Origin of the sequence: Aequoribacter fuscus (genome assembly GCF_009910365.1) — a bacterium.
GTDB classification, from domain to species: Bacteria; Pseudomonadota; Gammaproteobacteria; order Pseudomonadales; family Halieaceae; genus Aequoribacter; species Aequoribacter fuscus.
Map to the genome: position 1 here is coordinate 2,861,294 of NZ_CP036423.1, position 15,617 is coordinate 2,876,910.

Here is a 15,617-nt window from a genome sequence, read left to right on the forward strand (position 1 = left end):
TATGTCCAAACACAATAGAGCTTTTAAGTTAAAGCTCGCCAAACTTGCTCAATCTATCCCTTCCAGGGAGGTGGGCAAGCGCTATGGGGTAGCATCCAGCCTCGTTCGATACTGGTCGCAGGTATACAGCATAAATGGTGCTGATAGTTTTAAGCACCCACATCAACCGTATTCACTTAAATTTAAAGCCCACGTACTGACAACGATGACGGTGAATGGCTGGTCTCTAAGCTATACCAGTGCCCACTTTGATTTGTCGAGTCAGGGCATATTATTTCAATGGCACAAGCTTTATGCTCAGGAAGGACTATCTCGCCTCACTCCCCGGAAAAATAGCAGGCCTAACATGACTGAGCACTCTACAACGCTTAAACCCTCAGCAGAAATGACTGAAAAAGAACTCAGAGAGGAATTGGATTATTTGCGGGCGGAGAATGCAGTCTTAAAAAAGTTAGAAGCCTTGGCTCAGGCCAGAAAGAAAAAAGCAAAGAAAAGACCCTAGTGGTCGATGAGCTCAAGGCGCAATATGGCTTACAGAATTTGCTGAAGGCGACGCGGTTAGCTAAAAGCGTGTATTACTATCATCGTAATGCACTAAAAAAGCCGTGTAGCGACAGTGAATTAAAATCACAAATAACTAGCATCTACCATAAGCACAAAGGGCGGTATGGCTATCGAAGGATAACCTGCGCACTGAGGGCGATGGGGCTGGTCATCAACCATAAACGCGTGCAGCGCCTGATGGCGGTCTTAGGTCTCAAGTCGAAGGTAAGGCCGAAACGTTACAGGTCTTACAGGGGCGATGTAGGAAGCATCGCAGAGAACGTACTTAATCGTGATTTTACCGCACAAAGACCCAACCAAAAATGGGTTACTGATGTGACGGAATTCAAAGTGAATAACCAGAAGGTTTATTTATCGCCGGTGATTGACTTGTTCAACCAGGAGGTAGTGAGCTACGAGGTGCGTAAGTCTCTCGCATTACCCTTGGTAACCGATATGCTGAGACGTGCAACACGCAAGCTGGAGGCACATGAAAAACCAATTGTTCATTCTGACCAAGGGTGGCAGTACCAAAATAGGCTGTATAAGCGTCACCTTGACGAGAACGGCTTAAAACAGAGCATGTCGAGAAAAGGCAATTGTTTAGACAATGCCGTTGCAGAGAACTTCTTCGGCATATTAAAAAGCGAAATGTATCACGGTGAGGTCTTCAACAGCGCAGACGAACTGATTGAAAGCATTAAGGAATACATCGACTATTACAACAACGAACGCATTAAGCTGAAACTAAAAGGCCTGAGTCCGATACAATATCGAAATCAGGCCTTGGTCGCCGCTTAGAAATGAGTCCAACTTTATGGGGTCACTTCATTTTGCGGCCTTTTTGTTATGTTTTTAAGAAGCAGGCCCAATTGACCCAGAGTGGGCGATAAGCTGAAACGCGAAGGCGAAAAGTTAACTCCTTCACCTGCAGCGAGTATTAAACTGCAGCCTTACACCGCACACCCGGTTCGGGCACAGGATTGGGGGCACCGGCAAAACACTGGGCATTGGCCATCCACAGGTTGGCGTTGTCGCCAATAACCTGCAAGTCGGTATCGACGACATTGCGTGTTTGCGTTACCACTTGCGCAAAAGCCACTGCAGAACCTTGAATACAGTTGTCGTCTTGCGGATCGCCATAGTTCCAGACATCACCCGAGGGTGCGGTCAAACTTACGTAAGGCATTGGGTCAGGCACATCGAGTTTACGATTCACAAAGGTCCAACCGTAGGTGTTAACACCCAAGACCACAATGTTACGAATACGGTCTTGATCAGCACGATCAATGCCGAGCGCATCGTATATGGCTTGCGCGTGCGACCAGGTCTCCATTTGGCGCGCAGTAATGGATGAGCGCGCGCTCATCGAAGGCCCAACCCATGCCACTCGCTGTGAGGGATCGGCTTGCTCAAAAGCCCGCGCGGTAGCCAAGTACATGTGTTTCCAAGCAGCGATGAGCTCGCCAGCCGTCAGGTTTGCAAAGTACTCGCGCTCGTAAGACTTGAGATCTTTACCGCTAAAAATATGGGCGCCAACGGGTTTGAAAAAGTCATCAAAGCCCGCGGCATCGGTTAACGATAAAAGTGCAGCTTCGTTCCAAAAATGCAAATGCTGAATGATGTCGGCAATGCTCCATTGTTTAAAGGCGGTCGCGGTCGCCAAAGCCTCCTCTGACAAACCTGACACCAGCGCAAATACGTCCTCGCTCTCTGCTAAAAAATCTTTGGCTTGCTGCACTGTGATCTCCTTATTCTTCGGTCGGCTCAATCACCACCAGCACATCACCGGCGGCAACCTGCTGATTCGCTTTGCCGCCAATAACCGTGACTGTACCATCAATCGGCGCGGTAATGCCGTGCTGCATCTTCATGGCTTCGAGTACCACCAACCGGTCACCTTTGCTCACCGAGGCACCAACTTCGACATCCACGCTCAGCAGCAAACCGTGCATGGGTGCGGTAATGGTGCCACTACCTGCTTCTTCACCTGCGCTTGGGGGCAAGATGGCCTTATTGACCAATACATCGGTACGAGATGCACTGGCAATGTGAATCGTCGCATCATCCGTTGCAACAAAATGCAGCGGCATGCGCACACCATTAACGACCAGCACCGCGTGTTCAGAAGCCATGCTCAGCACCTGAATCTGATACGTAGCTTCGCCGACTTGAGCGATATAGGCATTAGAGCCCTGACTCGTCAAAGTCACTGTGCTGAGCTCTTCACCCACTTCGTAGCTATAAACACTGCTTGTTCTGCCCGTTGACGACCATTCAAGCAATTCGGGGGCAATGCCCAAGCTCTTGGTCGCCGCTGTTTCCCGCCCCAGGCGGTGCTGTAAGCAAGCAGCAAGCACCAAGGATTCCTCGGACACCGCGGGCTTCGTCGGTTGATCACCATAACAGTCAGCAATAAACGCCGTGGTCGCCTCGCCCTTTGCAAATTCAGGCTGCTCCAACAAATCGATCAAAAAGTCGCGGTTATTCGGCAAACCTAATAAAGCCGTTTCCTGCAATCCTCTGACCAACTGCTGACGCGCATCCTCTCGAGTTTTACCGTAGGCCATGATCTTAGCGACCATGGAATCGTAAAAAGGCGATACCGCGTCACCGCTGGCAACCCCTGAATCCACTCGAAAACCGGGTACACTGGGCGTTGCGAACAAATGAATCGGACCCGTGCTGGGCAAAAAACCTGCGTAAGGATCTTCGGCGTACAAACGCACTTCAATCGCATGCCCATTCAGCTGGATTTGATCTTGCGTTAGGGGCAGGGTTTCGCCGCGCGCCACTCGTAACTGCCACTCGACCAAGTCTAAGCCTGTCACCAATTCCGTCACGGGATGTTCAACTTGCAGGCGAGTGTTCATCTCTAAAAAGTAGAATTCACCCGACTGATCCAACAAAAACTCAACCGTACCTGCACCCACGTAATTCACTGCTTTGGCTGCCCCAATGGCAGCCTCGCCCATGGCAGCACGCAGGTCGTCGGTCATCACTGGGCACGGCGATTCTTCGATCACTTTTTGGTGACGGCGCTGCACCGAGCAATCGCGCTCACCCAAGTGCACAGTATTGCCGAACTCGTCGGCAAACACCTGAATTTCGACATGGCGCGGTCGAATAATCGCTTTCTCGATAATCAGTTCACTGGAGCCAAAGGCATTTTGCGCTTCGGAGTGCGCCATGTGTATCGCGCTTTCCAGTTCAGATTCTTGATGCACTAAACGCATACCCCGACCACCACCGCCAGCCGCGGCTTTCACCATGACAGGCATGCCAATCGCTTTAGCGGCACTCGTGAGGCGCTCAATGGACTGATCTTCGTCTTGATAGCCCGGCACACAAGGTACGCCGGCTTCTAGCATCGCCCGCTTTGCTCTGGCTTTGTCGCCCATTACATCAATAGCCACAGTCGGCGGCCCAACAAACAGAATACCGGCCTCGGCGCAGGCTTTCGCAAAGCCTGCATTTTCAGATAAGAAGCCATAGCCGGGGTGAACCGCGTCGGCACCCATGCGCTTAGCGACGTCCAAAATAACATCGGCACGCAAATACGAAGACCCAACCGGTCCGGCACCAATACACACAGCTTGATCAGCGGCTCGTACGTGAGCCGCATTGGCATCAGCCTCAGAATAGACAGCAATGGTACGGATGCCCATTTCGCGAGCGGTTTTCATAACACGAATCGCGATTTCGCCGCGGTTTGCTATCAATAAAGTTGATAAACGTTTCATAAATTATCCTTAAGGCTCCTGCGCCCACTTGGGAGCACGCTTCTCTAAGAAAGAGCTCACTCCTTCTTTGCCTTCATCACTTTTTAGACGCTTGGTGAAGTTTCGGCCCGCAACATCGGCCACTTCGTTGGGCACGATGTAGGGCAACTCCAAAATCAGTTCCTTGGTTGCGGCAATTGCACCAGGGGCGCACTTGAGTACATCACGGCGCACCTTTGTTTCGTGGGCTTCTAAGCTCGCCACATCATCGGCCACAAAATCGGCCAAGCCAAGATTACCGGCCTCGGTGCCATCGAAACGCGCCGCGGTTAACATTAGGCGACGACCTTTGGCGTAACCGAGTTTTTGCATCACAAAACGCGCAATCTGCGCCGGTGAAATGCCGATCATGGTTTCACTAAAGGCAAACTTGGCACTGCTTTGGCAAATCGCCACGTCGCAGCAGCACACAATCCCCAGCCCACCTGCAATCGCTGCACCTTCAACCAGAGCAACGGTCACCTGAGGCATGGTATTTAGGCGGTTCAGCAAGTAGGCAATGCTTTTACTCATTTCGATGACATCGTCGTCTGGGGCCTCAGCAAACTTGCGAAAGCTTTTTAGATCACCCCCAGCCGAGAACACCCCGCCTTTGCCCCGTAGCGTAACACCTCGTACCGTGCGATCGTCAGCCACCGCATTTAATACCGCCAAGGTTTCTGCCACGCGCTGATCGGTCAGGGCATTACGGTTTTCAATGCCATCAAACCAAATCGTAAGCCAGCCATTTTTCTGTTCCAGTTGAATCGATTCTGTTATTGGGAAACTCATACCACCCCCTACATACGGCCAACGCCAAAGGCGTTCGGGTGAAGGGTACGAGCGCGACTTTCAAGGCAAGTCTCCAACACAAAAGCGAGGACTTTGCGGGTATCACGCGGGTCGATCACACCGTGGTCTAGTACTTGACCGGAAGTGTAAAAGGCATCCTCTTGGCGATCGAATACGGCCTGTATGCGAGCTTCCTGCTGGGCAATAGCTTCGCGATCGGGCTCTAAACCTTTGCGCTGCGCCGCCACTTCGGCTACCTGCGACATCGTCTTGGCCGCCGACTGACCCGCCATCACACCCGTTCTGGCGCTAGGCCAAGCAAACAGAAAATCGGGCTCGTAGGCCCAACCGCACATACCGTAGTTACCGGCACCAAAGCTCGCACCGATGTACAGCGTGATTTTAGGTACGCGGATGTTTGAAACCGCTTGTACCATTTTCGCGCCGTGCTTGATCATACCGGCCTGTTCATACTGGGTACCGACCATGTATCCGGTGGTATTGTTTAAGAAAATCACGGGCAAGTTGCTTTGGTCGCAAAGCTGCAAAAACTGAGCAGCCTTGGTGGCACCATTCGGATCAATAGGGCCGTTGTTGGCCAGAATACCGCAGGCGATACCGGTGATAGATGCGAAACAACAGACGGTCGATGGCCCGTAACGCGGCTTGAAATCCTCGACTTCCGAACCATCAACAACGCGAGCCAGCACCTCATGTACGTCGTAAGGCACTTTGTGGTCAACCGGAATAGCACCGGCGAGTTCCTCGGGATCATGCTTGGGCGGCTGATAGGCTTGTCGAGGAATCGCGCTGGCACCCTTATTCCAATTTAGCCGCTTGACCACGTCACGCGCTTTCAATAGCCCGTGTGCGTCGTTATCGACAAGGTACTCCACGACACCCGATACCGAGGAGTGCATTTCGGCACCCCCCAATTCGCGTTCATCGGCCTCTTCACCCGTTGCGGCTTTGACGAGTGCCGCGCCGCCAAGAGCCGCTAAGCCGTTTTCTTTGACGCCAATCACGTGATCAGCCATGCCGGGCATGTAAGCACCACCGGCCGTTGATGCGCCGTGCAACACCACAATGTTGGGGATACCCATGGCTGACAATTGCGCCATATTGCGGAACACCGCGCCAAATACCGCCCAAGTGCTGACCTCGTAATTCATTAGGTTCGCACCGGCACTTTCCACCATGTGAATCAGTGGCAACTTTTGGCGTTTACAAATCTCTTGCACGGCCAAATGGACCGCGCCAGTTTTGGGTGTTACCGCACCTGCAGCAATACCCGAGTCGTCGGCCCAGACCATGCAACGCACGCCCTGCACGAAACCAATGCCGATAATGACCGACGCACCGGGCACACTGGTCTCTGGGTTAGTATCGCCAACCATATAATTGGCTAAAGAGTGCAAGCGCAAAAAGGGCATGCCGGGGTCAAGCACCCGCTCTACACGCTGGAAGGGTGGGATTTGCCCGCGCTTTTCAAATACTGGCGCGCGTTTATTACTCGCATCCATCGCGCGCGCTTCAAGTGCACGCAGTTTGTCTACAAAAGCCAGCATCTCGGTACGATTTTTTTCGTACTCATCACTACCGACAATGACTCGCGTTTCAATCACGGCCATGTTTAATCCTCCAATAGTCCAGCGGGAATAGCCACCGGGGTTTGTAACAAAATTTGAGCGTAGGTTTTACCTTGCGGGTCGTTGCGTAAACTCGCCACACCGCCACCACCTAAGACATCATCGATTAAAAAGTTTAAAGCCGAAATTCCTGGCAAGTAGTAACGCGCGACAGCGCCAGAGCCCATAAAGTGAGCCAAACGCTCACTCACGCAGGCTTCAGTTAGAGTCGCAGCGATCCAAGGTAAATAACTGGCCTTACGCGCAATGACGCCGATATTTGCCTTGTTGCCCTTGTCGCCAGAGCGCCCCCAGGCTAATCGCTCTAACGGCACTTGCACGGTCGCGACATCAGAATCTACAGCGGGCACTTCAGGTGCAACGCTGCGGCTTTGAGTGCTAAGGCTAGAACCTGAATCTGTGAACGCTTGCCGCTGAATTCCATCATCAAGTTCGATGGCAACCGTGTTGCGATCACGCAAAAACGAGAACAAGCGAATGACTGGCGAGGGTTTGGGCCGTGTTCCCGCAAAGCCTGCAAGACCCGCAGGCGCCGCCAAACCCACACCGGACAGCTCTTTCAATAGCAGCATCAAAGCACGTTTGTCTTGATGTTTTGCGGCCACTTTAACGGCGACTTCGCGGGTCTCTGACTCTAAAGCGTAAGCGCCAAAATGTGAGCCATCGCCCACCACCTCAATCAACACTTCATCAAAGTCAGGCGCTTTCATAGTGGTTAATTTAGCGCGCGCCCTAGCGACTGCACTTTCACCAAAACTGCGGGCGCGCCGCGAAGCACTCGCACCCACATAAAACCAAATACCTCCCAGGCGCCAGCCGTCCGCCCATGTCATTGATACTTTGAGCTGCTCGGGCACGCCGGCACCTTTAGCGCCCTCGACTCTAACGCGCTCGGCGTCGAGTTGAGTGACGTCCACGTGGGTAAAATCGCAAATCACATCGGGTAAGTGATAGGCAGAAGGGTCGCCAATTTCATACAATAATTGCTCGCAAACGGTGCCCACTGAGATCAAGCCACCCGTATCTTTAGGCTTACTGATGTCGCAAGAGCCATCGGCAAATACGGTAGCAATGGGATAACCCACGTCGACCAATGAGTCAGCAACCCCATGCCAATCGGTGAAATTACCACCCGTAGCCTGCGGGCCACACTCAATCAAATGCCCAGCTAACGACGCGCCGGCTAAACAATCTAGATCAGATGCCGTCCAACCAAATTCGTGAATACACGCGCCGAGAGTCACAGCCGAATCAACGCAGCGCCCCGTAATCACAATATCGGCACCTAGGCCCAAGGCTTCGGCAATGGGGAACGCGCCTAAATACGCATTGATACTGGCGATCTTCTCAACTGGCGGAAAGGGCTCACCACTGAACATCTCCGTTACGCCCAAAGTAGCCAATTCGTCTTTCTGGTGGATGAGGTCATCACCGAGAACGACGGCGACCTTTAACTCCAGTCCCTGCGAATCGATGATATCGCGGAGTGCTTGGGCACAGGCTAAGGGGTTCACCCCGCCCGCATTCGATACTATTTTTACACCTTGCTCGGCAATTTGCGTCAAATGAGGCGCCATCACAGCGTGCACGAAGTCGGTGGCATAACCCAAGGATTCATCGGTGCTGCGAGCACGCGCCATAATCGACATCGTGATTTCCGCGAGATAATCAAACACGATGTAATCGAGATCACCCTCACGCAAAAACTGAGGCAAAGCCATATCGGACTCACCCCAATAGCCACTCGCCCCACCGATACGAACAGATGGTTTACTCATGTGTTGTCCCGTCATTGACAAGCTCCAACTTTGGGCTTGCGCTTTTTATGAATCTGACTCAATATAAATGAGCCTAAATCATTAAATATTTTTAGGCAAGAGAAACAAGGCGTATCTTCATGGCAAAACCAGCAGCAACAAGCACTCGACGCGAAAAAATGGAAGCAAAAGAACGCACCATTCTGGACGCTGCACGCATCGAGTTCAGCGAGCGCGGGTTCGAGAACGCCAAGATGAGCGCGATAGCAAAGCGCGCAGAAGTCGCCGAAGGCACCGTGTATTTGTACTACCGCAACAAGAAAGAACTGCTCGACGCCGTTGTCGCTCAATTTTGGCAAGTGCTGACACAGGGTGCCCGCAAGGCGACACAGGCTCATGAGGACACCCTAGATAAGCTCAAGGCATTAGCAGACTTTCACTTGCGCGAACTCGTCAAAGACTTCGATTTTGTGGGTTTTACCGTGCGGACGCGCGAGACAGGTACCTTAGACTCACCCAGTCTCAACCCCATTCGCGGCTACGTTGCGGTATTTGATGAGCTTTTCCGACAAGGTGTTGATCGCGGCATCTTTCAGGAGACAACGCCTTTGTGGGTTATCCGCGACTTGTTCTACGGCACGCTCGAGTATTCCTCTAGAACACTGCATTTACACAAAAATCGGGATGCGGAAGCTGTGACTCAGCACTTAACTGAGGTGTTTATGAGCCTGTACGGCAACGCGAAAGCGGTTCACAACGATACCAGCTTGCAGGGTATTGAAGCGCGACTAGCGAGTATTGAGGCTAAGCTCGACGCTCGTCGCTAACTGAACAACAGATAGTGACCGCTGCAAGAAACTTAGTAAATTCCCGACCACTTCGCGATCATTTGGCTCAGAACACTGAACCCGACAGTGACGCCGATCAACAAAAGCATCATTCGAAAAGGCTTAAACGGTTTGCGCTCGACCGAGTTGACACCGCGGCTGCAAAACTCATCAACTTTAGCTTGGTCCTCGGGGTACAACCTTGGCTCATCATTCGAAGACGTCGTTTGAGAGTCGCTCATATTAGTGAACCTCAGAGTGATTAATGGGCGAAGTGTAAGAACATCTTCGCCCAATTTCCAGTGCTGCTGTGATCTTAAGAGACCGCGAACAGTGCCTCGGGCATTTGCATTAGCGGCTCTGCGCCACCTTCGATCGCGAGCTTGTGCCCCTGAGCTCGAGGCAGTAAACGCTTAAAGTAGAACTCCGCGGTCATTAACTTAGCACGCATAAAGTCTGCATCGGCCGCTCGGGCTGGGTCGTCAAGTAGGCGTGCCGCGGTGCTGGCAAGCTGCGCCCAGAAGTAGGCTAACACAACGTAACCGCTATACATCAAGTAATCTACCGAGGCAGCGCCGGCTTCGTCAGCGTTGTGCATCGCTTTTTCACCGATACTGAGCGATAACGTTAACCACTCGTCCTTTAACGCGCTAACCGTACTGATGTAGCCGGCGACTTGCTCGGGGTGTGCACCTTGGCAAAATTCATCCATGATCGCAGTGAAGTCCATCAGTAATTTACCACCACTACCCAAGACTTTACGGCCGATCAAGTCCATTGCTTGAACACCCGTAGTACCCTCATATAAAAGCGCAATACGTGCATCTCGTACGATTTGCTCCATGCCCCACTCACGGATATAACCGTGCCCGCCTAAGACCTGAACACCGTGGTTCGCCGCCTCAAAACCCAACTCGGTCACAAAAGCTTTGGCAATCGGGGTTAACAGCGCCATGAGGTTATCGGCTTGTTTAGCTTGCTCTTCGTTGCCAGCGCGAATAATGTCGCCTTGCAAAGCCAAAAAGAATAAAAATGCTCGGCTTCCCTCGGCGATGGCGCGCTGTGTTAGCAGCATGCGGCGAACGTCAGGGTGCACTAGGATTGGATCTGCTGGACCGTCGGGATTTTTGGGGCCCGTTAATGAGCGCATTGCGAGACGCTCACGGGCGTAACTAAAGGCGCCTTGATACGCCAACTCAGCGTGACACAAACCTTGTACTGCGGTGCCTAAGCGTGCGGCGTTCATAAAAGTAAACATACAGTTAAGACCGCGATTCTCAGGCCCAATTAAGTAACCCTTGGCGCCATCAAAATTCATCACGCAGGTGGCAGAAGCTTTAATGCCCATTTTCGATTCGATCGAAGCACAGTTAAGCGCGTTTCGGCCCCCCAAGGTACCGTCTTCATTCACGTTGACCTTAGGCACTACGAACAGCGAAATGCCCTTGGTGCCCTCGGGCGCACCCTCTATGCGTGCAATAACGATGTGGACGATATTTTCAGCCATATCGTGCTCGCCCGCGCTAATAAAGATCTTTGTCCCGTGTAGCGAAAAGCTACCATCGTCGTTTCTGACTGCTTTGGTGCGAAGCAAGCCCAAATCGGTACCGCAGTGCGGTTCGGTGAGGCACATGGTGCCCGTCCACTCGCCAGAGACCAGACGCGTTAAGTAGCGTTGTTTTTGCTCTTCGCTGCCGTGCTCTTCCAAGGTTTTGATGGCGCCGTGGCTCAAGCCGGGGTACATCGACCAAGCCCAGTTTGCGGTTCCAGTCAGCTCGCTCATGCATAAACCCAAGGTATTGGGCATTCCCTGACCGCCGTACTCAACATCCGCGGCTAACGAAGGCCAACCGCCCTCGACGTACTGGGCGTACGCTTGAGCAAACCCTGCGGGGGTTTTGACGCCCTCGGGGGTCCATTGGCAACCCTCTTCGTCACCCGACTCGTTGAGAGGTGCAAGCACGTCTTCACAGAATTTTGCGCCTTGCTCCAGAATTGCATCGATCAAGTCGGGGCTCACTTCCTCAAATTCCGGTAAAGAGGCGTACACATCATCAACGCCTAAAACATCGTGAAGGACAAATTGTAGATCTCGGGTGGGCGCTTTGTAGGTAGGCATGTTGGTTTCCTCGACTCTATGTTAACAGCGGCAACATTTTGCCGACGACGCCATTATAGTCAAGTTAATTGGGCTTTAAATGGCACTAATCACGAATCACCACCGCCGACAGCCCGCGCTCGATTGATGAAGCTTGAACACTAAAGATCGACTCCGACACCAGAAACACACGTACCGTGTGGCAATCTACATTGAGTTAACCACAAGGACCCCCTCATGCGTATTCAGCAACACGCTAATTGGCTACTCAATACTCTGTTACCCAAAATATGCCGACTGTGTCAGCAACATTCGGATACCGATCACACGCTTTGCACGTTCTGCAGAGACAGCCTTGTACAGAACTCACCTGCGTGTGTGCGATGCGGAGAATATTTGCCCGCCTCTGTGACACACGGCTGCCCCTACTGCACGCCGGGGCGATTTGCCTTCGACGCCTGCCACGCACCTTGGCAATACAGCGAAGGTTTACGCTACCTAATTCATCGATGGAAATTTGTTCAAACCACCAACCTGACGTCGGCTCTGGCAGACTTACTGCTTGAGGGACTCCCAACCGATCACTCCATCGACAGACTAATACCCATGCCCTTGCATTGGCGTAGAACCTGGCAACGTGGATACAACCAATGTGCATTATTGGCTGAATATGTGTCGAGAGAGCTCGCCATTGAGGTAAGCAATGCGCTCAGCTGCAGTATGTACCAAGCGCCGCAGCATAAAACCCCCCATCGACAAGCTCGAGAACTATCGGATAAACACTTTCGTTGCGGGCAAAACTTAGAGGGCTTACGCTTAGCCCTAATCGATGATGTAATGACAACCGGCCAAACGGCCCACCGCGCGGCTCAGTGCTTAAAACAGGCCGGCGCGGAATACGTCACAATTTGGTGTATCGCTAAAACACCTAAACCAGGAGCCCCATGCGCCGGTACTGCTTCAAACTCTTATGCTGTGCATTGAGCGCACTTGCGCTATCTGCAAACGCTTCCAATCTGCGGGTTGCTGTGGCATCGAACTTTGTCCCGGTACTTGAAGCGTTAATGGAAACCGTGCCACCCCCCGATAAAGTCACAATCATCTCGGGTGCCACGGGAGCTCTTAGCAACCAAATTCTGATGGGTGCCCCGTTCGATGTGCTGCTAGCGGCCGATAAAGACCGACCGACAACACTTGCGAACGAGAAGCAGCTAACGCCCCCTATCTGCTATGCCCAAGGACAACTCGTACTCATGGGCGCGCAATCTCTTGCAGACCTTAACGTAGGTGGACGTATTGCAATCGCCAATCCGCTGACCGCGCCTTATGGCCGAGCCGCCAAAGAAGTGCTGCAACGCGTCAATATTCCTACCTTGCAGGTCATTCAGGGTAACAACGCACAGCAAGCCTATCAATTTAAAGCCAGTGGTAACGTAATGTTTGCCTTAGTGCCGGCCTCATTGGCTGAGGGTTTCGCGATTCCGAGCGATTGGTACAGCCCAATTGAGCAGTTCGCCGTCTCAGTAAGACCCGCAGGGCACACCAACCACCAAAGCGCCGAAGCGTTTTTGTTGTGGCTATCGAATGACGAGGTACAATCACGCTTACGCCAATATGGTTATAGCCGCTGCCAACATGACTCTTGATGTACTGACCATAACGCTCAAGCTAGCCTCAGTAACAACCCTGATTCTGCTGTTGTTGTCCCCCCCTATTGCTTGGTGGTTGAGCCGAGGGCACTCATGGTCGCGATCGATCGTTGAGGCTATCGTAGCGCTTCCCCTAGTGCTGCCCCCGACCGTACTGGGATTTTACCTGTTGATTTTTTTTGCCCCCAACACTGCACTCGGTCAGTTCTGGCAGGCACTTACCGGCTCACCGTTGAGTTTTAGCTTTTCCGCACTGGTCATTGGCTCAGTCATTTACTCTATACCCTTTGTCGTCCAACCCCTACAAAGCGCCTTTCAACAAATTCCCATTGGCATTTTAGAGTCGGCGGCGTCGCTAGGGGCCACCTCTATTGATCGCTTCTTCAGTATCGTGGTGCCTATGTGTAAGCGAAGTTTCATTACCGCGGGCTGCCTAGGCTTTGCGCATACGGTTGGCGAGTTTGGCGTGGTACTTATGATTGGCGGGAATATTCCGGGCGAAACCCAAGTGCTATCAATCGCCTTGTTCGACTCAGTCGAGCGCCTCAACTTTGCCGAAGCCCATGCCGTTGCCGGCGGCCTGTTGGTATTTTCTCTGGCTGTATTGATTAGCCTCTATCGCCTAAACCCTGCCAATACGCATTCTTCGTGGGTAAGCCGATGATGACCAGCACCAAGCCTTACACAAAGCGCAGCCAGGCTGAGTTCGACCGATGAGCTTAGTGTTTAGAGCCCGCAATAGTATGGTTTCTGCCGCGGTGGAGTTGACGCTCAAAAATCATACATGCACGGTAATTTTTGGGCCCAGTGGCAGCGGCAAGACCAGTCTACTGCGCGCGATCGCCGGACTTCAAAGTCCACTGGAAGTTACCCAGCTGACTGTCGATGAACGCGATGTGCGTCAGTTGCCCTCACATCAACGCCCCGTCGTACTGAGCGCCCAGAATGCTGCGCTGTTCCCACACTTCACCGCGCATCAAAATCTCGTGTATGGCCTAACAAGACGGCAAGGAAACATCTCTGACGTGCAGCACGTGGTCGAGGGCTTAGGCATCGGCCCCTTGCTGGAACGAATGCCCGCGAGCTTATCCGGCGGCGAGGCACAACGAGTGGCATTAGGGCGGGCCTTGCTGGCCAACCCATCATGGTTGCTCCTGGACGAGCCCCTGACGAATCTGGATCAGAACGCCCGCAAGCAAATCGTCAAATTTTTGAGCGAATGGCGCAAGCAGCGGCAGATTAGCGTCATTTACGTTACTCATGATATTACAGAAGCGTTAGCGTTGGCCGACCAAGTCATTACTTTGGCAAACGGGGAGGTCATAAAATCGGGGCGCCCCGACGTGTTATTGGGCTACGAAGATTCGCAACAAGACCTGAGCAGCGTTTTGTCCGCGCACCTAACGCACCACTACAAAGACGATAAGTTAAGCGAACTGCTGCTCGAGGGACATCGTTTACTCGTACCCGAGGTCACAACACACGACGAAACCAAACCGCTTTACCTTCAAATTGCGGCAAAAGATGTCAGCCTGGCTTTGGAGCGCCCTGAGCGGAGTAGTATCTTGAACTTGCTCCCCTGCACCATTGGTGCCATTGATCTTAGCAGTGAAGCGAGCGCCACCATTACGCTCAATCTAGGTGCTCAGCAGTTACTCGCTAAAATCACGCGCCGCTCGGTGCGCGAACTCGACTTACAGGTCGGGCAAGAAGTATGGGCCCAAGTCAAAGGCATTTCGCTACAGACCTAAGATTTTTTACGGCCGGCTGGATAAATAGTGTCGAGCAACCATTGCCACGTGGTGTTGTCTTTTAGCACGGCCCGATCAATGCCATCAAAAAAGTCGATAACGCCTTGCGGATCACGAAAATGATCCATCCTTGTGACCATCTCGCGCTCGGGATCTAGTTGCTTTACGATTTTCGCAGGGTTGCCCGCCACCACGACATTGGCGGGTACCGATTGCGTCACAACCGCACCGGCACCAACCACAGAGTTGTCGCCTATCGTCACGCCTTTCAGAATAGTCGCATGATCGCCAATCCAGACGTTGTTGCCAATGCGAACCGGTCGAGGCTCGGGATCGCGAGCGTTACGATCGTACAGCGTGTGCCAATCGGAATCAGTCACATAGGCGCCGTTCGCCATCATCACGCCATCACCAATACGTATCTCATCGCTCGCGCTGATTCGCACACCAGGCGACAACAATGCGGCATCGCCTATGATGAGAGTCCCCAGACCCGCATCGCGCCCCCATACGCCCAACTCGACGCGGTGCGAGGGCTCGCCGATCGCCGTCAAACTGTGGCCAATATGAATGTTTGGCCCCGAAATTTTCACATACCAAGGTTTCATGACGGTGTGGTACGGCCCCAGTGAGGCACATTCGGGTCGCAAAAAATATTCGGTGTACCAATGACGAAACTGCAAATGCAGCTTTTTTAGCCAATACGGTCGGTTGTCTTGCTTCACGCTTACCTCAAATCTCAGGGGCTTATTAACACCGTCGCTCGACGAATTGCGCTATGATGACAGCG

15 protein-coding genes are annotated in these 15,617 nt (G+C 52.6%); 7 read left to right on the forward strand and 8 right to left on the reverse strand.

Annotation, left to right across the window (positions count from 1 at the left end):
• The first annotated feature begins 1 nt into the window (after nucleotide 1).
• Both EYZ66_RS13100 and EYZ66_RS13105 read left to right on the forward strand, forming a co-directional pair.
• Nucleotides 2-502, forward strand: a complete 501-nt coding sequence (locus EYZ66_RS13100) for a transposase (protein ID WP_040817814.1) — start codon at nucleotides 2-4, stop codon at nucleotides 500-502.
• A complete protein-coding gene (locus tag EYZ66_RS13105) occupies nucleotides 502-1,344 on the forward strand; it encodes an IS3 family transposase (RefSeq protein ID WP_009577128.1) in 843 nt (280 codons plus the stop codon). The genes EYZ66_RS13100 and EYZ66_RS13105 overlap by 1 nt, the downstream gene beginning before the upstream one ends.
• Nucleotides 1,345-1,483: 139 nt before the next feature.
• Here the strand turns inward: EYZ66_RS13105 and EYZ66_RS13110 are convergent, their stop codons facing one another.
• Genes EYZ66_RS13110 through EYZ66_RS13130 form a run of 5 tightly spaced genes read right to left on the reverse strand, consistent with a single transcriptional unit; the run spans nucleotide 1,484 to nucleotide 8,523 of the window.
• Nucleotides 1,484-2,284 (reverse strand): TIGR03084 family metal-binding protein, encoded by an 801-nt coding sequence (locus EYZ66_RS13110; protein WP_009575045.1) that lies wholly within the window; start codon nucleotides 2,282-2,284, stop codon nucleotides 1,484-1,486.
• Between the two features lie 10 nt (nucleotides 2,285-2,294).
• Nucleotides 2,295-4,286: an acetyl/propionyl/methylcrotonyl-CoA carboxylase subunit alpha gene (locus EYZ66_RS13115; protein ID WP_009575041.1), complete on the reverse strand. Its 1,992-nt coding sequence runs from the start codon at nucleotides 4,284-4,286 to the stop codon at nucleotides 2,295-2,297.
• Between the two features lie 9 nt (nucleotides 4,287-4,295).
• Nucleotides 4,296-5,096 (reverse strand): enoyl-CoA hydratase/isomerase family protein, encoded by an 801-nt coding sequence (locus EYZ66_RS13120; RefSeq protein WP_009575039.1) that lies wholly within the window; start codon nucleotides 5,094-5,096, stop codon nucleotides 4,296-4,298.
• Nucleotides 5,097-5,104: 8 nt separating this feature from the next.
• On the reverse strand, nucleotides 5,105-6,727 hold the full coding sequence (locus EYZ66_RS13125; RefSeq protein ID WP_009575037.1) for an acyl-CoA carboxylase subunit beta: 1,623 nt from the start codon (nucleotides 6,725-6,727) through the stop codon (nucleotides 5,105-5,107).
• A gap of 2 nt (nucleotides 6,728-6,729) precedes the next feature.
• Nucleotides 6,730-8,523 carry an acyclic terpene utilization AtuA family protein gene (locus tag EYZ66_RS13130; protein WP_050793379.1) on the reverse strand — a complete coding sequence of 598 codons (1,794 nt, stop codon included), beginning with the start codon at nucleotides 8,521-8,523 and terminating at the stop codon, nucleotides 6,730-6,732.
• A gap of 119 nt (nucleotides 8,524-8,642) precedes the next feature.
• On the opposite strand from EYZ66_RS13130, the gene EYZ66_RS13135 reads away from it, so the two are divergent.
• Complete coding sequence (locus EYZ66_RS13135) at nucleotides 8,643-9,329, forward strand: TetR/AcrR family transcriptional regulator (protein WP_009575034.1); 687 nt, start codon at nucleotides 8,643-8,645, stop codon at nucleotides 9,327-9,329.
• A gap of 32 nt (nucleotides 9,330-9,361) precedes the next feature.
• Here EYZ66_RS13135 and EYZ66_RS13140 read toward each other — a convergent pair whose 3' ends face one another.
• Together EYZ66_RS13140 and EYZ66_RS13145 are read right to left on the reverse strand one after the other, a co-directional pair.
• On the reverse strand, nucleotides 9,362-9,571 hold the full coding sequence (locus EYZ66_RS13140; protein WP_040816155.1) for a DUF3094 family protein: 210 nt from the start codon (nucleotides 9,569-9,571) through the stop codon (nucleotides 9,362-9,364).
• A gap of 74 nt (nucleotides 9,572-9,645) precedes the next feature.
• Nucleotides 9,646-11,448 (reverse strand): acyl-CoA dehydrogenase C-terminal domain-containing protein, encoded by a 1,803-nt coding sequence (locus tag EYZ66_RS13145; RefSeq protein WP_009575031.1) that lies wholly within the window; start codon nucleotides 11,446-11,448, stop codon nucleotides 9,646-9,648.
• Between the two features lie 216 nt (nucleotides 11,449-11,664).
• Between EYZ66_RS13145 and EYZ66_RS13150 the strand changes: the two genes are divergently transcribed.
• From EYZ66_RS13150 to modC, 4 genes are read left to right on the forward strand one after another with little or no spacing between them, the layout of a single operon-like run.
• On the forward strand, nucleotides 11,665-12,411 hold the full coding sequence (locus EYZ66_RS13150; RefSeq protein WP_139042546.1) for a ComF family protein: 747 nt from the start codon (nucleotides 11,665-11,667) through the stop codon (nucleotides 12,409-12,411).
• A 44-nt stretch (nucleotides 12,412-12,455) separates the two neighbouring features.
• Nucleotides 12,456-13,073: a molybdate ABC transporter substrate-binding protein gene (modA, locus tag EYZ66_RS13155; protein ID WP_009575030.1), complete on the forward strand. Its 618-nt coding sequence runs from the start codon at nucleotides 12,456-12,458 to the stop codon at nucleotides 13,071-13,073.
• Nucleotides 13,042-13,740, forward strand: coding sequence for a molybdate ABC transporter permease subunit (gene modB, locus EYZ66_RS13160; protein ID WP_009575029.1), 699 nt, complete (start codon nucleotides 13,042-13,044; stop codon nucleotides 13,738-13,740). The genes modA and modB overlap by 32 nt, the downstream gene beginning before the upstream one ends.
• 49 nt (nucleotides 13,741-13,789) lie before the next feature.
• The gene (modC, locus tag EYZ66_RS13165) at nucleotides 13,790-14,827 is read left to right on the forward strand and encodes a molybdenum ABC transporter ATP-binding protein (RefSeq protein WP_009575028.1); all 1,038 of its coding nucleotides are present in this window, start codon (nucleotides 13,790-13,792) and stop codon (nucleotides 14,825-14,827) included.
• On the opposite strand, the gene EYZ66_RS13170 is transcribed toward modC, so the two are convergent.
• Nucleotides 14,824-15,552, reverse strand: coding sequence for an acyltransferase (locus EYZ66_RS13170; RefSeq protein ID WP_009575027.1), 729 nt, complete (start codon nucleotides 15,550-15,552; stop codon nucleotides 14,824-14,826). The genes modC and EYZ66_RS13170 overlap by 4 nt on opposite strands.
• Between the last annotated feature and the right edge of the window lie 65 nt (nucleotides 15,553-15,617).